Annotated in this window: 21 protein-coding genes; 18 read left to right on the top strand and 3 right to left on the bottom strand. The window is 70.0% G+C overall.

Annotated elements, in window-relative coordinates; all coding sequences use genetic code 11:
- Nucleotide 1 precedes the first annotated feature (1 nt).
- Nucleotides 2–442, top strand: coding sequence for a MarR family winged helix-turn-helix transcriptional regulator (locus BMZ92_RS21455; protein ID WP_245783184.1), 441 nt, complete (start codon nt 2–4; stop codon nt 440–442).
- 15 nt (nt 443–457) lie between these two features.
- Here the strand turns inward: BMZ92_RS21455 and BMZ92_RS21450 are convergent, their stop codons facing one another.
- Nucleotides 458–715, bottom strand: coding sequence for a YrhK family protein (locus BMZ92_RS21450; RefSeq protein WP_091510505.1), 258 nt, complete (start codon nt 713–715; stop codon nt 458–460).
- Between the two features lie 191 nt (nt 716–906).
- Between BMZ92_RS21450 and BMZ92_RS21445 the strand changes: the two genes are divergently transcribed.
- Nucleotides 907–1,719, top strand: a complete 813-nt coding sequence (locus BMZ92_RS21445) for an SDR family NAD(P)-dependent oxidoreductase (protein WP_091510502.1) — start codon at nt 907–909, stop codon at nt 1,717–1,719.
- Between the two features lie 18 nt (nt 1,720–1,737).
- Here BMZ92_RS21445 and BMZ92_RS21440 read toward each other — a convergent pair whose 3' ends face one another.
- Nucleotides 1,738–2,172, bottom strand: a complete 435-nt coding sequence (locus BMZ92_RS21440; RefSeq protein WP_091510500.1) for a nuclear transport factor 2 family protein — start codon at nt 2,170–2,172, stop codon at nt 1,738–1,740.
- Between the two features lie 107 nt (nt 2,173–2,279).
- Between BMZ92_RS21440 and BMZ92_RS21435 the strand changes: the two genes are divergently transcribed.
- The 13 genes from BMZ92_RS21435 to BMZ92_RS21380 all read left to right on the top strand — a co-directional run bounded on the left by BMZ92_RS21435 (nt 2,280) and on the right by BMZ92_RS21380 (nt 14,824).
- Entirely contained in the window at nt 2,280–2,735 is a 456-nt protein-coding gene (locus BMZ92_RS21435; RefSeq protein ID WP_091510498.1) for a MarR family winged helix-turn-helix transcriptional regulator, read from the top strand.
- Nucleotides 2,736–2,839: 104 nt separating this feature from the next.
- Nucleotides 2,840–3,709 carry an aldo/keto reductase family oxidoreductase gene (locus tag BMZ92_RS21430; RefSeq protein WP_091510808.1) on the top strand — a complete coding sequence of 290 codons (870 nt, stop codon included), beginning with the start codon at nt 2,840–2,842 and terminating at the stop codon, nt 3,707–3,709.
- Between the two features lie 344 nt (nt 3,710–4,053).
- Entirely contained in the window at nt 4,054–4,581 is a 528-nt protein-coding gene (locus BMZ92_RS38255; RefSeq protein ID WP_091510495.1) for an amidase family protein, read from the top strand.
- 93 nt (nt 4,582–4,674) lie between these two features.
- Complete coding sequence (locus BMZ92_RS21420; RefSeq protein ID WP_091510493.1) at nt 4,675–5,445, top strand: SDR family oxidoreductase; 771 nt, start codon at nt 4,675–4,677, stop codon at nt 5,443–5,445.
- Between the two features lie 308 nt (nt 5,446–5,753).
- Nucleotides 5,754–6,752, top strand: coding sequence for a sugar ABC transporter substrate-binding protein (locus BMZ92_RS21415; protein ID WP_177228809.1), 999 nt, complete (start codon nt 5,754–5,756; stop codon nt 6,750–6,752).
- A gap of 107 nt (nt 6,753–6,859) precedes the next feature.
- A complete protein-coding gene (locus BMZ92_RS21410; protein WP_425425843.1) occupies nt 6,860–8,374 on the top strand; it encodes a sugar ABC transporter ATP-binding protein in 1,515 nt (504 codons plus the stop codon).
- Nucleotides 8,371–9,378, top strand: a complete 1,008-nt coding sequence (locus tag BMZ92_RS21405) for an ABC transporter permease (protein ID WP_091510489.1) — start codon at nt 8,371–8,373, stop codon at nt 9,376–9,378. The genes BMZ92_RS21410 and BMZ92_RS21405 overlap by 4 nt, the downstream gene beginning before the upstream one ends.
- A 68-nt stretch (nt 9,379–9,446) precedes the next feature.
- The gene (locus BMZ92_RS21400; protein ID WP_091510488.1) at nt 9,447–10,946 is read left to right on the top strand and encodes a long-chain-fatty-acid--CoA ligase; all 1,500 of its coding nucleotides are present in this window, start codon (nt 9,447–9,449) and stop codon (nt 10,944–10,946) included.
- 64 nt (nt 10,947–11,010) lie between these two features.
- Nucleotides 11,011–11,757: a TetR/AcrR family transcriptional regulator gene (locus BMZ92_RS21395; protein ID WP_091510486.1), complete on the top strand. Its 747-nt coding sequence runs from the start codon at nt 11,011–11,013 to the stop codon at nt 11,755–11,757.
- Between the two features lie 9 nt (nt 11,758–11,766).
- Nucleotides 11,767–12,342 carry a QsdR family transcriptional regulator gene (locus tag BMZ92_RS37470; RefSeq protein ID WP_177228808.1) on the top strand — a complete coding sequence of 192 codons (576 nt, stop codon included), beginning with the start codon at nt 11,767–11,769 and terminating at the stop codon, nt 12,340–12,342.
- Nucleotides 12,343–12,503: 161 nt separating this feature from the next.
- Nucleotides 12,504–13,520 carry an alpha/beta hydrolase fold domain-containing protein gene (locus tag BMZ92_RS21390; protein ID WP_177228807.1) on the top strand — a complete coding sequence of 339 codons (1,017 nt, stop codon included), beginning with the start codon at nt 12,504–12,506 and terminating at the stop codon, nt 13,518–13,520.
- 15 nt (nt 13,521–13,535) lie between these two features.
- Complete coding sequence (locus BMZ92_RS21385) at nt 13,536–13,988, top strand: MaoC family dehydratase (RefSeq protein ID WP_091510481.1); 453 nt, start codon at nt 13,536–13,538, stop codon at nt 13,986–13,988.
- Complete coding sequence (locus BMZ92_RS21380) at nt 13,988–14,824, top strand: enoyl-CoA hydratase/isomerase family protein (RefSeq protein WP_091510479.1); 837 nt, start codon at nt 13,988–13,990, stop codon at nt 14,822–14,824. The genes BMZ92_RS21385 and BMZ92_RS21380 overlap by 1 nt, the downstream gene beginning before the upstream one ends.
- A 6-nt stretch (nt 14,825–14,830) precedes the next feature.
- Here the strand turns inward: BMZ92_RS21380 and BMZ92_RS21375 are convergent, their stop codons facing one another.
- Nucleotides 14,831–15,817, bottom strand: coding sequence for an NADPH:quinone oxidoreductase family protein (locus BMZ92_RS21375; RefSeq protein ID WP_245783182.1), 987 nt, complete (start codon nt 15,815–15,817; stop codon nt 14,831–14,833).
- A gap of 79 nt (nt 15,818–15,896) precedes the next feature.
- Between BMZ92_RS21375 and BMZ92_RS21370 the strand changes: the two genes are divergently transcribed.
- The 3 genes from BMZ92_RS21370 to BMZ92_RS21360 all read left to right on the top strand — a co-directional run bounded on the left by BMZ92_RS21370 (nt 15,897) and on the right by BMZ92_RS21360 (nt 19,148).
- Nucleotides 15,897–16,706: an SDR family oxidoreductase gene (locus tag BMZ92_RS21370; protein WP_091510474.1), complete on the top strand. Its 810-nt coding sequence runs from the start codon at nt 15,897–15,899 to the stop codon at nt 16,704–16,706.
- 155 nt (nt 16,707–16,861) lie between these two features.
- A complete protein-coding gene (locus BMZ92_RS21365; protein WP_091510472.1) occupies nt 16,862–18,097 on the top strand; it encodes an acyl-CoA dehydrogenase family protein in 1,236 nt (411 codons plus the stop codon).
- Between the two features lie 4 nt (nt 18,098–18,101).
- The gene (locus BMZ92_RS21360; RefSeq protein WP_091510469.1) at nt 18,102–19,148 is read left to right on the top strand and encodes a phosphotransferase family protein; all 1,047 of its coding nucleotides are present in this window, start codon (nt 18,102–18,104) and stop codon (nt 19,146–19,148) included.
- Nucleotides 19,149–19,156 lie beyond the last annotated feature (8 nt).

The following is a 19,156-nucleotide window of genomic DNA, read 5'->3' as shown; positions in this document are numbered from 1 at the left end:
CGTGACGCAAAAGTGCATGGCGAACGAGGACACGCGGGTGGCACTGGCCGCCCTGCGCACCATGGTGTCCATCGGGGACGCCACCCTCGCGAAGGTGACGAACCAGCTGACCCTCACCCAGTTCCGCGCGCTGCGCACGGTCGCCGAGCGCACCCCCGTGACCATCACCCGCGTCGCGCAGGAACTGGAGCTCAACCCGTCTTCCGTGACGCGGGCCTGCGAAAAGCTGGTCGCGCTCGGCCTGGTGAACCGGGCGCAGAACCCCCTCAACCGGCGGGAGACCCTGCTCGCCCCGACCGCGCGGGGCCGCCAGATCGTCGACCAGGTCGACGCCGACCGCCAGGAGGTGCTCGGCGCGGTGCTGGACCGGCTGAGCCCGGAAACCCGGGCCGCGGTCGTCGCCGCGTTCGCCGAGTTCACCGCAGCCGCCGCCGAGCATTGATGCGTCGCGCAAAGATCATGAACGGAAGCCGGCCTCGGCGGGCGCCGGGCGTCCCGGGGCACCGTTGAGGCGGTGCCGCTCGTGGATGTACACCGCCTGGCCGATGGCACCGAGCATCATGCCGAACGAGCCGACGATGAACAGCCAGATCGCGACGAGCTCGACCGCCTTCCAGAGGAACAGCACGCTCCCGACGAAGAAGATCACGTTGCCGACCACTCCGATGGCGAGGTGGACAGCCGGGAATTCGCGGATGAACTCCTTGGTACGCACAGTTGCTCCTCCCGCTGCGGGCACGATCCTTCGTCCCTGACACCTTCCCGCGCACCGGGCACGGCAAACGGCAACCGGGGTCACGATGTCGCCGGCGTCCACTTCGGACCGTCCCGGCCATACCCGGACCGCATGACGAGGTGCGGAACAGGTCTTGGACGCGGTGACCGGCGGCGAGTTCGCTGGGTGCCATGACCACCGACTACCGCGCCCAGACCGTGCTGCTCACCGGAGCGAGTTCCGGTATCGGGGCGGCGTTCGCCAGGGCACTGGCCGCACGCGGCGCTGACCTCGTGCTCGTCGCCCGGCGCGCGGACCGCCTGACCTCGCTGGCGGAGGAACTCCGCCGCTCCACCGGCGTCCGCGTCGAAGCGCTCCCCGCGGACCTGTCCCGCCCGGACGTCGCGGACGCACTCCGCCAAGCGGTCGCCCAGCGGGGCATCCAGGTCACGGGCTTGATCAACAACGCCGCGTCCGGGTCGTTCGCCCCGTTCGCCGGTTCCGATCCCGGCACCCTTTCCGCCGAGATCGCCGTCGGCGCACTGGCGCCGATGCGGCTGACGGCGGCGTTCCTCCCCGCGATGGTGCACGCCGGCCACGGCTTCGTCGTCAACGTCGCCAGCGTGTCCGCTTTCCTGCCCTCTCCCCGGATGGCGGTCTACGGCGCCACGAAAGCCTTCACGCTCAGCTTCACGGAGTCACTGTGGACGGAGCTGCGTGGCACCGGGGTCACCGTGTTCGCGGTTTGCCCCGGCGCCACCGCCACCGAATTCACCCGCGACTTGGGGCCGGACGCCGCCGTGCTGACCGCTGGACGAGTACGCCGGCCAGACGACGTCGTGAACACGGCGCTGAACCACCTCGACAGCCGCGGCCCCGGCCCCGTCGTCATCGACGGGCGTTCGGACAGGTTCGGCGTGCTCGCGACCCGGCTGCTGAGCCGCCGGCGAACCGCGCTGATGATGACGCGCGTCTTCGACCCCGGCCGCTTGCCCGCGCGGTGAAGCGGAGGCCCGGCCCCGCTAGAGAGCCCGGCCGAGGGCTTCGGTCAGCGCGACCGGGGTGATCTCGAGGTGGTCGAAGCGCCAGCCGTGCTCAGTGCGGCGTGCCCGGTAGCGGTGCACCCCGGCCGCGATGGCCTCGGTCGCGTCGTCGATCACGAACACGGCGACGTCGTGCGCCCGCACCGCGGCGGTGTCGCCCTGGACCTCGATGACGAGGTTGGACTTGTTGTGCAGGGTGCGGACGTACCTGTCGTGGCCCGAGCGCGCCAGTTCGATGAGCGCCGTGACACCGCGGGCCTCCCCGCGCGGGGAAGTGACGACGACGTCCTCGGTGAACAGCCGGGCGGTCTCGTCGTAGCGGCTCTCGTCGATCCACAGGCTGTGGCGGGCGACCAGATCGGCGAGTTCGGCGCGGTCGGCGAGCTCACAGGTCAGGTTTTCGGTGGTGGACATGGGGCCTCCTCGGGCAGCGCCACGGATAACCGTTTGGGCGGCTAACGTTTGTCTACCGAACGATATCACAATCGTTGGCCGGTCCAACGATTTGGTAGGCTCGCCCCGTGGAGAACCCGCCCGAGGACCCGCCCCCCGGCTGGCAGAGCCTGCCCAGCTGGCTGCTCACCCAGACCGCCCAGCACGCGCACCGCCTGGTGGCCGACGGGTTCTCGGCCGTCGGGGCACGCGGCTACCACTACCGCCTGCTGGCGACGCTGGAGGAGTCCGGTCCGGCCAGCCAGGCCACGCTCGGCCGCCGCAGCGGCATCCACCTCAGCGACATGGTCGCGACGGTCAACGACCTCGCCGAGCGCGGACTGGTCGAGCGCGCGCCCGACCCCGCCGACCGGCGGCGCAACGTCATCTCGCTGACCGCCGCGGGCAGGCGGCAGCTCCGGCGGCTGGAGAAGCGGCTGGCCGAAACGCAGGAAGAACTGCTGGCCCCGCTGTCCCCCAGGGAGCGGCAGCGGTTGACCGAGCTGCTGTCCAGGCTGCTGGACCACCACAACCGGCACCCCTGAGCGTGATACCTGGGGAGTATCACGAGGTACCGGATCGGTGTTGGCCGTCTTCGCGACCGCTGCGGAGGATCGGCGGCAGGAGCACGAACGCACAAGCTGTTCCCCTGCCCGGCGGCACGTGGTCCCTGGGCGACCTCACCGTCACCCGGTTCGGCTACGGCGCCATGCAGCTGGCCGGCCCCGGGGTCATGGGCCCGCCGGCCGACCACGACGGCGCACTCGCCGTCCTGCGCAAGGCAGTGGAACTCGGCATCACCCACATCGACACCGCGGCCGCCTACGGCCCCCGCATCACCAACGAGCTGATCCGCGAGGCGCTGCACCCGTACCCCGAACCGCTGCTCATCGCGACCAAGGTGGGCGCCGACCGCGACGAGCAGGGTGGCTGGCCGCCCGCCCGGCAGCCCGCCGACCTTCGCCGCTCCGTGCACGAGAACCTGGAAACCCTGGGCGTCGAGCGGCTCGACCTGGTCAACCTCCGGCTCGGTGACGCACAGGGGCCGCGGCCGGGCTCGCTCGCCGAGGCGCTGGGCACCCTGGTCGAACTCCAGCAACAGGGCCTGATCCGGCACCTGGGCGTCTCCAACGCCACCAGGGAGCAGGTCGCCGAAGCGCTGACGATCGCGCCCATCGTGTGCGTGCAGAACCTGTACAACCTCGCCTACCGGCACGACGACGCGTTGATCGACGAGCTCGCCGGCAAGGGCATCGCGTACGTGCCCTTCTTCCCGCTCGGCGGGTTCAGCCCGCTCCAGTCCTCGGCGCTGTCGGCCGTCGCCTCCCGCCTGGGCACGACGCCACTGTCGGTCGCGCTGGCCTGGTTGCTGCACCGGTCACCGAACATCCTGCTCATCCCGGGCACGTCGTCGGTCGCGCACCTGACCGAGAACGTCGCGGGCGCCGGAATCCGGCTCTCCGAGGACGACCTCGCCGAACTGGACAAGATCGGCGCGACGGAGCACGTCGCCGGGTGATCCGGGACCGGGCGCACGCGGTCGACGAGACCACCGCGTGCGCCCGTAGTGGCCCTACTGCCCGCCCGGAACCCGCGGTCGGTGCCCGACATGCACAGGTAGGGCGGCGCCTGGTTCTGGTACCGGAAGTTGCCGTCCGCGGCGGCGGTCGCGTCACCCTTGGGCGCGGCGAAAGCCGGACCGGCGGCCGCGACCGTCAGCGCGGCGACAGCGCACAAGAGGGCAGTGGTCTTGCCGAACAGGTGTTTCCGACAAGACGGTCCCGGCGATTCGTCAGCAAGGGTGGGAAAGGCGCGCGGCACGGCAGCGGTGGGTTCCGGGCCGGCGTCGACCTCACCTGGCGCTTGGACGACATCAAACGGGCGCTGTGGGCGCACTTCGGCGTCGGCCGGTCCGCCGAGATCCTGGAGCTGCACCGGCGACGACCGGGGCTGATCACTCCGTACACTTTGGACTACGCGCAGCACGGTGCGGAGGCCGCGGCCCGGGTGGACGCCGCGACCGGCCGTGCCCTCGAACTCGCCGTCCAGGAGCAGCTGGATCGCGTGCTGGCCCGCTACGACGCACTGGTGCTGCCGACCGTGGGTGCGACCTCCTTCGCAGCCGGGGAGGGCTACGTCGGCACGAAGCTGGTCGTGGACGGCGGGGAACTGGACCACTTCTCCGACGCGTCGCTCACGCCGGCGTTCAACATCTGCTCGGCGCATCCGGTGGTGGCCGTCCCCTCGGGCCGGGCTTGGCACGGCGTGCCCACCGGGGTGCAGGTCGTCGCCGGAAGGTGGGCCGACACCACGGCTTTCCGGGTGGCCGCGGCCATCGAGCGCGGGGCGCGCGCCGGGTGCGCCGGGCACCGGCGGCCTGTCGTCGCGTAGCCCTCCCCGCGGCAAAGTTGAGATTGACTTCAGATTCAGTTTCTGTCCACAATCGTGCGCATCCCACTGGATCCAAGCCGCCGAAGGACGCCGATGGACACCTCCAAGCTCTTCTCCCTCGCCGGGCGGTCGGCGTTGATCACCGGTGGTTCCCGGGGGATCGGCCGGATGATCGCGGCGGGTTTCCTCGCCCAGGGCGCCCGCGTGTACCTCTCGGCACGCAAGGCCGAAGCGTGTGACCAGGCCGCGGCGGAACTGTCGGAGCTGGGCACGTGCGTGTCGTTGCCCGCCGACGTCTCGACCCGCGAAGGGATCGACGAGCTGGCCGCCCGCTACCGAGCACGCGAGCCGTCGCTGGACATCCTCGTCAACAACGCGGGCACCGCCTGGTCGGCCCCGTTCGACGAGTTCCCGGAGTCCGGCTGGGACAAGGTGATGGACCTCAACGTCAAGAGCGTCTTCTTCCTCACCCAGGCACTGAAACCCGATCTGGCGGCGGCGGCGACCGATCACCTCGCGAAGGTCATCAACGTCGCCTCGATCGACGGGCTCTCGATGCACCCCTACGAGACCTACTCGTACCACGCGAGCAAGGCGGCAGTCCTCCACCTCACCAAGCGGATGGCGTTGCGCCTCATCCAGGACCGGATCGCCGTCAGCGCGATCGCCCCCGGGGCGTTCCCCTCGGCGATGAACACCGATGCCCGCGACACCCCCGGGAAGATCCTCGGGCACATCCCCGCCGCCCGGATCGGTGAACCCGAGGACATGGCGGGAGTGGCGATCTACCTGGCGTCCCGGGCCGGTGACTACGTCGTCGGCTCGACGGTCCCCGTCGACGGCGGGGTCTTGCTGACCCGTTGAGAGCCTCCCGCCCGGCTTGGCACTCGAAGCCCATTCCCCCAAACATGAACCTGAGTTAGGTTTCAGAAAGTCGTTGACCGCCGCTGTGGCGGAAGCTACATTTTTCGAAGATGTAACACGACCCGGGGGAACCGCTACGAGTCAGGAGAATCATGAGGTCGTTCACAAGAGGCATCCCGTCGGCCCGGTCGGCGACGGTACTGGTACCGGCACTTCTCGCCGTCGGGACCTTGGTCACGGCGTGCGGCTCCACGACGCAGACCGGTGAACGCCCGTCGTCGGCGGCAATCGAGGGTGCACAGGCGACCGTGAGGGAAGCGGAGAAAGTCCCTACGACGATCTCCGCCACGACGCCGCTGACGAAGCGACCGCCAACGGGCAAGTCCATCGTCTTCCTCCAGGACGGGACCCAGCCCAGCGTGGAGATCTACGGTGGAATCCAAGAGGCCGCCGAGGCTCTCGGATGGACCGCGAGGTCCATCAAGTTCGATCCGGCCGACCTGTCCACACTCAACGCGGGCCTGCTGCAAGCACTCACGACCGGCGCGGACTACGTCGTCGATTCGGGCTTTCCCGAGAGTCAGCTGAGCACGTCGACCGTCGCCAAGTTCAAGGCAGCGGGCGTCCCGATCATCGTCGTCGGCACCACTCCCGTGCCCGAGACCGATACGTTGCTCGGCGACTACAGCGATCAGAACCACTACGTCCTCGCCGGCAAGCAGCTCGCCGACTGGTTCGTGACCGACGCCGACGGGCAGGGGACCGCGCTGGTCGTGAACCTCACGACCTACCCGTCGCTCACGTTGTTCACGGACAGCTTCTCAGCCGAGGTGGCGAAAATCTGCCCGTCGTGCAGGACCGACACGATCAAGTCGACCATCGGTGATGCACTCAAGGGCACGTTGACCGCGCAGGTCATCGCCAAGCTCCGTGCTGACCGGTCGATCAAGTACGCGGTGTTCGACAACTCCGGCGAGATCGCCGGTCTCGATGCGCAACTGAAGACCGCCGGGCGCACGGACGTGAAGGTCATCGGCCACGGCATCGACCCGGTCACCCTGAAGAGCTTGGAATCGGGCCAGGCCAAGGCGTTCATCGCGTACAACTTCCGGTACTCGGGCTGGGCGGCGACGGACATCGCCGCGCGCAAGTCGGTCGGAGACCCGGTCGCGAACCCGAAGTCCGTGCAGCCCTCGCAGCTGATCACGAGTGCGACCGCGAACCAGTTGCCCGCGAACGCCATCTTCCGCGAGCCGGCCGACGGTCTGCAGCAGTTCAAGAAGCTGTGGCTGGTTTCGGGCTCGTGACGGACGCCGACGTGGCCAGCTCAACCGTGCCATCACCCAAGACGGCCGGGGTTCCGGCGCCCGCCTTGGAGCTACACCATGTCGTCAAATCGTTCGGCAGCCGGACGGTGCTCGACGTCGAGGCGCTCGACATCAGAGCGGGCGAGGTCCACGCCCTGCTCGGCCAGAACGGATCGGGAAAATCGACGCTGATCAAGATCCTGTCCGGATACCACGATCCCGATCCACAACCGGGTATGACGGTCAGGGTGTCGGGAGTGGACATCTCCCCGAACGCGGGCGACATGGCCCGGCGAGCCGGGCTCCGCTTCGTGCACCAAGACCTCGGCATCGTCCCGGCGATGTCGATCGTGGACAACCTCTACCTCGGGCGCGCTTATCCGACCCGTGGCCTCACCGTGAGCACCCGCAGCGCACGAGCGAATGCTCGAGAGGCGTTGGCGGGGGTTGGCCTCGCGTCGGTGGATCCGGACGCTCGCCTGGGCACACTGGGTCCCGCGGAAAGAACGGGCGTGGCGATCGCGAGAGCGCTCGCCACCGACAGCGACAGCGTGCCCAGCGTTCTCGTCCTCGATGAGCCCACCGCCACTCTGCCCGCGCCCGAGGTCGACAGGCTCCTGGGCATGCTGAGGGGTGTAGCCGACGCTGGAGTCGCGGTCTTGTACATCACCCACCACCTCGATGAGGTCTTTTCGATCGCGGAGCGCGTCACGGTCCTGCGGGACGGGCGAACGGTGGCGTCGGGTCCCGTCACCGAGTTCAGCCGCGAGGAGATCATCCACCACCTCGTCGGCAGTGAGCTCGAGGAGCTGCACCGCCCCACCGGTGCCGCACACTCCGATGGCGCAGCCCGCGACGAGGACCCCGCGCTCGTCGTCGAGGGGCTCACGGCGGCCAGGATTCATGGCGTTTCCTTCTCGATCGCGCCGGGAGAGATCGTCGGTTTCCACGGGGTGAGCGGGTCAGGCCGGGATTCGGTCCTGGGCGCCGTATTCGGCGCCGAGCACCGAGTCGCGGGATCAGTACGGACAGCGGAAACCGAACTCGTACCCGATCGGCCTGACCTCGCGATCGCGAACGGCATCGGGTTCGTCCCCGCCGACCGCAAGGCGCGTGGCGGACACCTCGACCTGAAAGTCAAGGAGAACCTCACCCTGCCGGGCCTCGGCGCCTTCTGGCGGCGGGGACGGCTCGATGCGACCGCCGAGCTGACCGAGACGAGGACGTGGCTCAGGCGCTTGGACGTGCGCCCGCCCAGCAGCGCCGACCTGCCCCTGTCCAGTCTCAGCGGCGGCAACCAGCAGAAAGTCGTCCTCGCCAAATGGCTCAGGAAAGGCCCCCGGGTACTCCTGCTCGATGAGCCGACCCAGGGCGTCGACGTCGGCGCGAAGGCGGCCATCCACCGCACGGTACTGGATGCTGCCGCGAACGGGCTGGCCGTGGCCATCGCCTCCAGCGACCACGAAGAGCTCGCGGCCCTCTGCTCTAAGGTCCATGTCTTCCAACGGGGTCGCATCGTCGACACGCTGGTGGCTGACGAGATCACCGAGGCGGAACTCAACAGGCGGCTGAACCACTCGGGACACGGGCAGTCGCCCACTACCGAAAGGACCCGCCCATGACCAAGCGCCTGAACCTCAAGTTCGATCGGCTCAGCGGCGTCTACCTCCTCGTGGTCTTCATCGTCGTCTTCGGTGCGCTGCGGCCGGACACCTTCCTGACCATGGACACCGTCCACCTGCTCGCCTCCGGTCAGGCTCTCAACGGCCTGGTGGCGATCGCCGTCCTGATCCCGACGATCTGCGGGCAGTTCGATCTCTCCGTTGGCGCCAACGCCAACCTGGTCGCCATGGTGGCCGTGCAACTGCAGGTCGAGAAGGGGATATCCGTGGTGCCCGCCGTCGCCGTCGCCGTCGTGCTCGGGATCGCGATCGGCATCGCGAACGGCTTCATCGTGGTCAAGCTCGGCGTGAGCTCCTTCATCGCCACGCTGGGAATGGCCTCCGTGTTGACCGCCTTCCAAACCATGGTGACCAAGTCCGAGCTTCCCCCGGTGCCTGAATCGTCGCTGTGGTCGGCCATCACCCAGAAGGAGGTTTTCGGTTTCCAGGTCGTGTTCCTCTATCTGGTCGTGGCCGTCGGCATCGCCTGGTGGGTACTGGAATACACCCCCGTTGGCCGTTACATGATGGCCACGGGCAGCAACGTCGAGGCAGCGCGACTGTCCGGGGTACGCACCGATGTCTGGTCCTGGACTTCCTTCGTGGCGGCTGGTGGGATCTCCGCCGTCGCTGGCGTCCTCTACGTCTCGCTCACCGGGCCGTCGGTCTCCTTCGGCAACTCGCTGGTGCTGCCGGCCTTCGCCGCGGTGTTCCTCGGCTCCACCCAGCTCAAGCCCGGCCGCTTCAACATCCTGGGCACCGTGCTGGCGATCTTCGTACTCGCCACCGGCGTGCTCGGACTCCAGCTGCTGACCAGCATTTCCTGGATCAACGACATGTTCAACGGCATCGCGGTCATCGCGGCGGTGGCGCTGGCGGTTGCGCGACGACCGGGCGCACGACCTCGCTTGCGGAGACGCCGCACGGCCGCGGCCACGCAGCAGGCTCTCGCAGCAAAATATTGAATCCGAGTACATGTTCATTCAGGTTCGATCGATCAAACACGCACTCACGTCCAGGAGAGCAGTCCAAGGTGAACATCGCAGCCAAGGTGTGGCGGCAGGCCGACCTCCGAGGTTCGAAGGTGGCTGTGCGCTCGGCACGCCTCGACCTGTCGTACGCGGACCTGCGGGAGCGGAGCAGCCGCCTGGCCGGGGCCGTCCGCGCGGCGGGCCTGGAGCCCGCCGACCGGGTCGTCCTGATCTGCCCGACCGTGCCCGAATTCCCGGTGGCCTACTACGGCCTGGCCGCCGCGGGCACCACCGTCATCACGATGAACACGATGTCGACGGTGCCCGAGATCGAATACGTCCTCGCCGACTCGGGCGCGTCCCTCGTCCTCGCCTGGCACGAAAACGCAGGCGCGGCCCGGTCCGCCGCCGGGGCCGCGGGCGTGCCCTTCCGGGAACTGGGTGACGGCGCGCGGTCCGACGCCGCCCCGCTCGCGGAGGTCCACGAGTTCGCCCAGGACGACACGCAGGTGATCCTGTACACGAGTGGCACGACCGGGCGGCCGAAGGGCGCGGAGCTGACGGCACGGAACCTCGACACGGCCGCGACGATGCTGCTCGACGGCTTCGACTTCCGCGTCGAAGACCGCTTCGCGACGGCCCTGCCGCTGTTCCACGTCTTCGGGCAGGCCGCCGTGCTGAACAGCGCACTCGCCAACGGAGCGTCGATCTCCTTGCTGGCCCCCTTCGACGCCGCCGCGCTGCTCGACGTCATCCGCAGGGACGCGATCACGCTCGTGTCCGGTGTGCCGACGATGTGGACCGCCCTGCTCCAAGCAGCCCGCGAGGGGGCACCCGCCGACTTCGGCACCCTGCGCTACGCCACTTCCGGTGGCGCCGCGCTGCCCCTGGAAGTGCTGCGGGAGTTCGAGGAGCGGTTCGGCTGCCAGATCCTGGAGGGTTACGGACTCACGGAAACCTGCGCCATCGCCACGACGAACGACGCCAGGACGACCAGGAAACCCGGGACCGTCGGCCGGCCGGCACCGGGCGTCTCGATCGAGATCCGCGACGAGGCGAACCGGCCGGCAGAGCCCGGTGCCGTCGGCGAAGTGCACGTGTCAGGGCCCACCGTGATGAAGGGCTACTGGAACCGCCCGGAGGCGACGGCCGAGACGATGACCGGCGGCTGGCTGCGGACCGGCGATCTCGGCGTCCTGGACGCCGAGGGGTACCTGACCATTGTGGACCGGATCAAGGACCTCATCATCCGTGGCGGCTACAACGTCTACCCCCGCGAGGTGGAGGAGGTGCTGATCACCCATCCGGACGTCGTGGAGGTCGCCGTGCTCGGCGTCCCCGACAGCTACTACGGGGAGGAGGTCGCCGCCGTTCTGGCGCTGCGGCCCGGTTCCGCTGTCCCGGCGCGGGAACTGAAAGCCTGGGCCAAGGACCGCCTCGCGGCGTACAAGGTTCCCCGCCTGTACCACTTCGTGGACGCGCTGCCCAAAGGGTCCACCGGGAAGATCCTCAAGCGCGGCCTCGACAGGAGCGCGCTCCTGAGCGTCGCCGTGCGCGGGTAGCGGAGGACACCGTCTGGCAGGATGGTACGGCCGGGAGCCCACGGGCCGGCAGGAAGGAGCAGCGATGGCGGCCGACGACGCGTCCACGGACGTCCCGAGCCTCGCCGACACCACGGCACTGCGCGAGCCGCCGACGGCGAAGGGCAACCGCACGAGGTCGGCGCTGATCGCCGCCGCCCGCAGGGTTTTCGAGCGGGACGGCTACTTCGACACGCGGCTCGTCGACATCACCGCTGAAGCGCGGTGCTCGATCGGCACGTTCTACACCTACTTCGCGAGCAAGGACGAAGTCCTGCAGGCGGTGATCGAAGCCGCGGAGCACGACATGCTCCACCCCGGCCTGCCACGGCTGGGCCCCGACGACTCCTCGCCCCTCGCCGTCATCGAGGCGAGCAACCGGGCCTACTTCGTGGCCTACGAGCGCAACGCCAAGTTGATGCTGATCCTGGACCAGCTGGCGGCCAGCGATCCGGCCTTCCGGGTCCTGCGCGCGCGGCGCAACGTCGCCTTCGGGCAGCGCAACGCGCGGAGCATCAAGGATCTGCAGGACCGGGGCCTCGCCGACCCCGGGCTCGATCCCTACCTCGCCGCACGCGCGCTTTCCGGCATGGTGAGCCGCATGGCGTACGTCGTGTACTGCCTCGGCGAGGAGGTCCCGCTCGACGACCTCGTCGCCACGGCGACGAGGCTGTGGGCCAATGCGCTGAGGCTCGACCAGGACGAGGAGCAGTCCGGCTCCGGGGCGAAGAAGCGCTCCCCCGCGCGGCGGCCGGACCGGCCTCGCCAGCGGGCCGGCCGTACCCGGTCCTAGGATCACGCCATGGGCGCCGACCGAGAGTCCACGGGCAGTGGCCGGGCCAAAGCCCTGGAGCTGGCCAAGCGGAAGTACCTCGCCGGCGAGCGGCTGGACATCGGGCGCCTCGCACAGGAACTGGGGGTCAACCGGGTCACCCTCCAGCGCTGGGTGGGCACGCGCGACGCGTTGATCGTCGAGGTCGTCTGGCCCCTCACGCAGGCCACGCTCGACCGGGAATGGGCGAAGGTCGAGTCTCTGCCCGGGCCACGGGTGCCTCCTCTCGTCGGCGGTTACCTGCGGGCCAACCTGTTCCGCGGGCCCGCTCAGCGGTTCCTGCTGGAGGAGAACGAGCGGGCGATGAAGATCTTCACGCTCGCCTCCTACGGCTACCAGCCCCGCCTGGTCGCCGCCGTCCGCGGCTACCTCGAGGACGACGTCCGTACCGGCCGGATCACGTCGCGGCTCTCGCTGGACGAGCTCGCCTACGCGACCGTCCGCATCGCGGAGTCCTACGCCTACCTCCCGACGATCACCGGGCAGAACCCCGATCCGGCCGGGGCCGAGCGGGTGCTGGACGCGTTCCTGGGCGGCCACTCCTGACGGTTGACACCGACTACAAAATCGAAATATGTTGCATGCCTCGGCTTCGGCCCGCGATGCAAAGGAGCATGGCAGTGGCATCCGCTCATCCCCCGCTTCTTCCCGCCGAGGCGCCAGGACGCCTCGGCGACCCGGCTCGCACCCCCGCGACCGATCCGCGCATGAACGGCGAACTGCTGGACACCCTGGCGCGGTTCGGGCTCGATGCGGCCGCCGCCGATCCCCCGGTGGACCGCTCGGGCGCTCCCGCCGACATCCACGCCGTCCTGGAAAGCTCGCACGCCGGCACCGAACTCCTCCTCGAGTCCCTGCCGAACTCGGATCCCCGTCGCACGCTGGAGCGGGTCACGCGGGACGTCCTGACGATCCGCGGCGCCGACGGCAACCCGATCGACCTCTACGTCTACGCACCCGCGGACCGGAGTGGCACCCTTCCCGCGGTCGTCTACTTCCACGGCGGCGGTATGACGATCGTTTCGGCGGACAACCGCGGGACGAGCACCTGGTGCCGCGAACTCGCGAACCTCGGACTGGTCGTCGTCGGCGTGGACTTCCGCAACGCACACCACGGCGGCCCGAACCCGTTCCCCGCCGGGCTGAACGACTGCGTCGCGGCCGTGCGGTGGCTCGACGAGCACCGCGCCGACCTCGGGGTCTCGAACATCGTCCTGCAGGGCGAGTCCGGGGGCGCCAACTTGGCCCTCGCCGTGGCACTGGCGGCGAACCGCGGTGGGTGGAGTGACCGGATCGCCGGGGTCTACGCCCTGGTCCCCTACATCAGCGGGGCCTACGGCTGGCCGAGGGAGCGCAAGCTGCGGGAGCTGCCCTCGCTCGTGGAGAACGACGGGTACTTCGTGAACTGCGCGGAAATGGACCTCCTCGTGCACAGCTACGACCCGACAGCGACGCACACCACCGATCCGCTGGCGTGGCCGTATTTCGCGACGGCAGAGGACGTCAAAGGTCTTCCGCCGCACGTGATCTCGGTCGACGAGCTGGATCCCCTCCGCGACGAAGGGATCGCCTACTTCCGCAAGCTCCAGGACGCCGGGGTGCCGGTCGTCGGCCGGGTCAACCTCGGCATCACGCACGCCGCCGAATCGATCTTCCGGGAGGCGGCGGCCGGATATTTCGACGCGACCACCGCCGACATCCACCGCTTCGCCCACTCACTCTGAACGCGGGAGTCGCAGATGAGGGTTTTCCAGAGCCTGCGGGAGTTCGAGCGTGCCGCCGGCACCCGGCTGGGGCACGGCGAGTGGTTCGAAGTGGCCCAGGACCGCATCGACCGGTTCGCCGACGCCACCGGTGACCGCCAGTGGATCCACGTCGACCCGCGGCGGGCGGAGGCGGGGCCGTTCGGCACCACGATCGCCCACGGCTTCCTCACGCTCTCGCTGATCCCGGCGCTGACGGAGGGGATCGTGCGGGTGGCGGGTCTTGCGGCGGCCGTCAACTACGGCTGCGGCAAGGTACGTTTTCCCGCTCCCTTGCCCGTCGGCTCCCGCATCCGCGCGGGCGTCGACCTCGTCTCGGTGGACAGCACCACCGCGGGGGCGCTGTCCACGACGCGGGTCACCGTCGAACGCGAAGGTTCCGGAAAACCCGTCTGCGTGGCCGACACCCTCACTCTGCTGGTCCCGTGATGGACGAGAACGACTCCGGCGCACCGGTGCTGGTCTCTGTTGTGGACGGTGTCGGCCGCATAACGTTGAACCGGCCCGAGCGCCGCAACGCGCTGTCCCCCGAGATGATCAGCGAACTCGCCCGGGCGCTGTCGGAGCTCACCGAGCTCGACACCGTCGCCGCGTTGCTGATCACCGGCGCGGGCCGGGCGTTCTGTTCGGGAGGCGATGTCAAGGCCTTCGCGGAGCAGGGCGGCGAGGGGGGCGGGGCGGCGGTGCCCGACCCGGCCGCGATCGAGCTGCAACGCCAGGCCCAGCGCGCCACCGTGGGGACGATCTACCGCTCGCCGAAGCCCGTGGTCGCGGCGCTTCCCGGCGCGGTGGCCGGTGCGGGGATCGGACTCGCGTTCGCCGCCGACTTCCGCGTGGGATGCGCCGGCACAGTGCTCGTCACCGCGTTCGCCACCGTCGGCCTGTCCGGCGACTTCGGCGTCGCCTGGCTGCTCGACCGGATCGTCGGGCCCGCCAAGGCCCGTGAACTGCTCTACCTCAGTCCGCGGCTCGGTGCCGACGAATGCCTCGCACTCGGCCTGGTGCACCGCCTCGTGCCCGACGACGAACTCGACTCCGCCGCCCTGGACCTCGCCAAGCGGCTGGCACGCGGTCCGTCGCAGGCACTGGCGGGGATGAAGGCCAACCTCCTGCGTGCCCCGCTGGCAGAGCTCGAAGACTCGATGGACGCCGAAGTCGCACTGCACAAGGCAACCGGCACCACGGCGGACCACGTGGCCGCGGTCCACGCGTTCACCGCCAAGCGATCCCCCGTGTTCCCACCCCGCTGCAAGCCCTTGCCCTGACCCGCGTCAGGGCAAGGCCACCACACGGCCGGTCGTCTCACCGGCCGCGAGCCGCCGGAGGCCTTCGGGCACCTCCTCCAGCGCGATCCGCTCACTGACCAGGGGAACGGCGGCCCCGGCCGCCGCGAGCCCGGTCAGCGCCTCGTGGCAGCTCCGCACCAGCGCAGGATCGCGCTCGAGGTACAGCCCCCAGTGGAGGCCGTCCACGGAGTAGTTCTTCACCAGCGCGTGGTTCAGCGGCGCGGACTGGATCTCGCCGCCGGCGAAGCCGACGACCACGATGCGCCCCTCGAACGCGACGCACTTGGTCGACCGCCGGTAGGTCTCGCCGCCCACGGGATCGAAGACGATGTCGGCGCCTCGCCGTCCGGTCAGTTCGTTGACCACCGCCACGAAGTCCTCCTCACGCCGGTCGACCACGACGTCGGCGCCCAGCCCGCGCGCCGCCTCCGCCTTCCCAGGCCCGCCCACCACACCGACGACCGTTGCCCCCGCCGCCTTCCCCAGCTGGACCGCGGCGCTCCCCACCCCACCCGCGGCCGCGTGCACCAGAAGGACATCCCCGGCGGCGATGCGGGCCCGCCGGTGGAGCGCGAACCACGCGGTCTGGTAGCCGATGTAGAAGGCCGCGGCCTGCGCGTCATCCAGTGTGGAGGGAGCACGGAACGTGGTGCCCGCGTTCATCAACGCGAGTTCGCCGAAGGCTCCCGCCACGGAAGCGCCCACCACCCGCTCGCCGACCGCCAGGCCTTCCACGGCAGCGCCCAGCGCCACGACCTCGCCGCACAGCTCGACGCCGGGCGTGAACGGCAGCGGCGGCTTGACCTGGTACTGCCCGCGGCACATCAGCACGTCGGAGAAGTTGGCCGCGGCGCCCAGCACGCGGACGAGCACCTGTCCCGGCCCGGGTTCGGGCTCGGGCACCTCGCCCAGCGAAAGCGCTTCCTCGGGCTCCCCGAGGCGCACGACCTGCCACGCCCTCATCGCTCGCATGCCGAACTCCTCGTTGATCCGTGGCCCACGCCTACCCTAGCATGAAACTGAACTTGAATTCGGATTCGTAAGGAGCGACATGAAGGTGGCAGGCACGGTCGCCGTGGTGACCGGCGCGGCAGGAGGCATCGGATACGCGATCGCGAGGCGATTGCTGGAACACGGCGCACAGGTCGTCGTCCTCGATCTCACGGCCCGGACTGTCGAGGCCGCGGTGGACAGCCTGTCCCGGCACGCGCCGGGACAGGTCGCGGGACTGGCCGGTGACTGTTCCGCGGAGGACGACCTGCGAGCCGCCATCGACCTGGCCCGGGCCCGGTTCGGGCCGGTCGGCCTCTTCGCCGCCAACGCCGGGGTGGCGCTCGGCAGCGGGCTCGAAGCCTCCGATACCGACTGGGCGGCGTCGGTCGAGGTGAACCTCCTGGCACACGTCCGGGCGGCCCGCCTGCTGGTACCCGGCTGGCTCGACCGCGGCCGCGGCTACTTCCTCAGCACCGCCTCCGCGGCCGGCCTGCTGACGCAGCTCGGTTCCGCCGCCTACTCGGTCACCAAACACGCCGCCGTGGCGTTCGCCGAGTGGCTGTCGGTCACCTACGGCTCCCGCGGGATCGCCGTCAGCTGCCTGTGCCCGATGGGCGTGAACACCGCCATGCTCCACGACGGCAGGCAGTCCGCTGACGCCGTGGCCCGGCTGGCCGCGAAGGCCGTCGCGGACTCAGGCGCGGTCATGGAGCCACTCGACGTCGCGGACGCCGTGCTGGAGGGCATTCGCGACGAGCGCTTCCTGATCCTGCCCCACCCGGAGGTACTCGGCTTCTTCCGGCACAAGGCCGCCGACTACGACCGGTGGCTCGCCGGAATGCGCCGCTACCAGGAGGCGCTCGCGTGACCGCGGTCCTCCTCGAATTCGGAGGTGTGTGACGTCGAGCGCCGAACCCGGAGACGACGGCCCGCGCCACCCGGCGTCCACACCGGACTTGAATCCGAATTCACGTTTATTTTAGGGTGGCCCCGTCAGGGCCGCCCGGCAACCGAGGAGAGCCGATGGATTTCACCCCCAGCCCGCGAGCACGCGAGTACCAGGAGAAGCTGCTGGCCTTCATGGACGAGCACGTGTACCCGGCGGAGCCGGTCTACGCCGCGCAGATGGCGGAATCGGGCAACCCGAACTTCCACCCGCCCGTCGTCGAGGAGCTCAAGGCCGAAGCGAAGAAGCGCGGGCTGTGGAACCTCTTCCACCCGCACCGGGACGAGGCGTGGGGCTCGCCCGGGCTCAGCAACACCGATTACGCGCCGCTGTGCGAGATCATGGGCCGGAGCCCGCAGCTGGCGCCCGAGGCGACGAACTGCAACGCACCCGACACCGGCAACATGGAGGTGCTGCAGCTTTTCGGCACGGCGGAGCAGAAGGAGACCTGGCTCAAGCCGATGCTCGCCGGTGAGGTCTCGTCGGCGTTCGCGATGACCGAGCCCGGGGTCGCGAGTTCGGACGCCACCAACGTGCGACTGCGCATGACGGCCGACGGGGACCACTACGTGCTCAACGGCCGCAAGTGGTTCGCGTCCAACACCTTGCACCCCCACTGCCGCGTGCTGATCGTGATGGGCAAGACCGACGCCGGCGCCCCGGTGCACCGGCAGCAGTCCATGATGGTCGTCCCGCTCGACACTCCGGGCGTCACGGTCGTCCGCGGCCTGCCGGTCTTCGGCTACCTGGACCGCGAGGGGCACGCCGAGATCGTCTTCGAGGACGTCCGCGTGCCGAAGACGGCGTTGCTGGCGGGCGAGGGCGACGGGTTCATGATCAGCCAGGCCCGGCTCGGCCCTGGCCGCATCCACCACTGCATGCGGGCGATCGGGATGGCCGAGCGCGCGCTCGACCTGCTGATCACCCGCGCGCAGAGCCGGGTCACGTTCGGCGAGCCGGTCGCCAGCCGCGCCAACATCCAGGACTGGATCGCCGAGTCCCGCATCGAGATCGAGATGGTCCGCCTGCTCACGATGAAGACGGCCTGGCTGATGGACACCGTGGGAAACCGGGCGGCCCGCACCGAGATCGCCGCGATCAAGGTCGCCGCCCCGCAGGTCGCGCTGAAGGTCATCGACCGGGCGATCCAGGTCCACGGCGCCGGCGGCCTGACCCAGGACTTCCCGCTCGCCCAGTTCTACGCCTACGCGCGCACGCTCCGCCTCGCGGACGGACCCGACGAGGTCCACAAGCGCACGATCGCCCGGATGGAGCTGCGGCGACTGGCGCCCGCGACGGAACGGCAGGGGTGAGCGGGTGGCGCACACGGCCAAGGCGGACATCGCACTCGACCTGGGCACTCTCGGGCGATTGCTCCGGCGGGACGGGATCGACGTCGCCGGCGAGCTCACGGCCACGCGTGTCGGTCTGGGCCAGTCGAACCTGACCTACCTGGTCGAGGACAGGGCGGGCGACCGGTGGATCGTCCGGCGGCCACCACGCGGGCACCTGCTGGCCTCGGCCCACGACGTGCTGCGTGAGTACCGCATCCTGGAAGCGCTTTCGGGCACCGGGGTACCGGTCCCGCGCACGGTGGCCGCATACCGCGACGACCGGCTCGCGGAAACCGCCGTCGTGGTGATGGAGTACGTGAGCGGTCTGGTCGTCGACCGGATGGAGGTCGCGTGGTCGCTGGACAACGGCACCCGCGCGGCGATCGGGCCGTCGCTGGCGCGCACACTCGCCGAGGTACACCGGGCCGACATCGACGCGGTCGGCTTGGGCGAGCTCGCCAGCCGCGCGCCGTACGCGGCACGGCAGCTCAAGCGGTGGTCGCGGCAGTGGGCGGAGTCCAGGACCGGCGACCTGCCCCGGCTCGACGCGCTGACCGAGCTGCTCCGCCGCCGGATGCCGGAGCAGACCGAGGTCACCCTCGTGCACGGCGACTTCCACCTCCGCAACGTCATCCTGACCCCGGACGGCGGGGCGGTCAGCGCGGTGCTGGACTGGGAACTCGGCACGCTCGGCGACCCGCTGGCGGATCTGGGCAGTTTCCTGGCGTACTGGCCGGAAGCCGGGGACGGGCCCACCCAGCTGTTCGCCGCTTCGGCGCTGCCCGGATTCGCGTCCCGCGCCGAACTGGCGGACGCGTACCTGGAGGCGTCCGGTCGTGCCCGCGCGGACCTGGACTACTGGCACGCCTTCGGGCTCTGGAAGATCGCCATCATCGCCGAGGGCGTGTTGCGCCGCGCGCTCGACGAGCCTCGCAACGCCGCGGAGGGCGGGCCCGCCACCCGGGAAGCGGTCAGCATGGCGGTCGAGCGCGCGTGGGCGGTCGCCGAGGGGGCCGGTCTCACCGCCTGAGCGAGGCA

The organism is Amycolatopsis sacchari (assembly GCF_900114035.1).
GTDB lineage: Bacteria > Actinomycetota > Actinomycetes > Mycobacteriales > Pseudonocardiaceae > Amycolatopsis_E > Amycolatopsis_E sacchari.
The sequence above is the reverse complement of the archived record's forward strand: the minus strand, read 5'-3'. Positions and strand labels throughout refer to the sequence as shown.

Bases quoted from the DNA above. Each gene is read 5' to 3' on its own strand.
- BMZ92_RS21390 (WP_177228807.1), top strand. From the start codon at position 12,504: ATGAACGGCGAACTGCTGGACACCCTGGCGCGGTTCGGGCTCGATGCG.
- BMZ92_RS21380 (WP_091510479.1), top strand. From the start codon at position 13,988: ATGGACGAGAACGACTCCGGCGCACCGGTGCTGGTCTCTGTTGTGGAC.
- BMZ92_RS21405 (WP_091510489.1), top strand. From the start codon at position 8,371: ATGACCAAGCGCCTGAACCTCAAGTTCGATCGGCTCAGCGGCGTCTAC.
- BMZ92_RS21365 (WP_091510472.1), top strand. From the start codon at position 16,862: ATGGATTTCACCCCCAGCCCGCGAGCACGCGAGTACCAGGAGAAGCTG.
- BMZ92_RS21370 (WP_091510474.1), top strand. From the start codon at position 15,897: ATGAAGGTGGCAGGCACGGTCGCCGTGGTGACCGGCGCGGCAGGAGGC.
- BMZ92_RS21375 (WP_245783182.1), bottom strand. From the start codon at position 15,817: ATGCGAGCGATGAGGGCGTGGCAGGTCGTGCGCCTCGGGGAGCCCGAG.
- BMZ92_RS21395 (WP_091510486.1), top strand. From the start codon at position 11,011: ATGGCGGCCGACGACGCGTCCACGGACGTCCCGAGCCTCGCCGACACC.
- BMZ92_RS21440 (WP_091510500.1), bottom strand. From the start codon at position 2,172: ATGTCCACCACCGAAAACCTGACCTGTGAGCTCGCCGACCGCGCCGAA.
- BMZ92_RS21385 (WP_091510481.1), top strand. From the start codon at position 13,536: ATGAGGGTTTTCCAGAGCCTGCGGGAGTTCGAGCGTGCCGCCGGCACC.
- BMZ92_RS21445 (WP_091510502.1), top strand. From the start codon at position 907: ATGACCACCGACTACCGCGCCCAGACCGTGCTGCTCACCGGAGCGAGT.
- BMZ92_RS21420 (WP_091510493.1), top strand. From the start codon at position 4,675: ATGGACACCTCCAAGCTCTTCTCCCTCGCCGGGCGGTCGGCGTTGATC.
- BMZ92_RS37470 (WP_177228808.1), top strand. From the start codon at position 11,767: ATGGGCGCCGACCGAGAGTCCACGGGCAGTGGCCGGGCCAAAGCCCTG.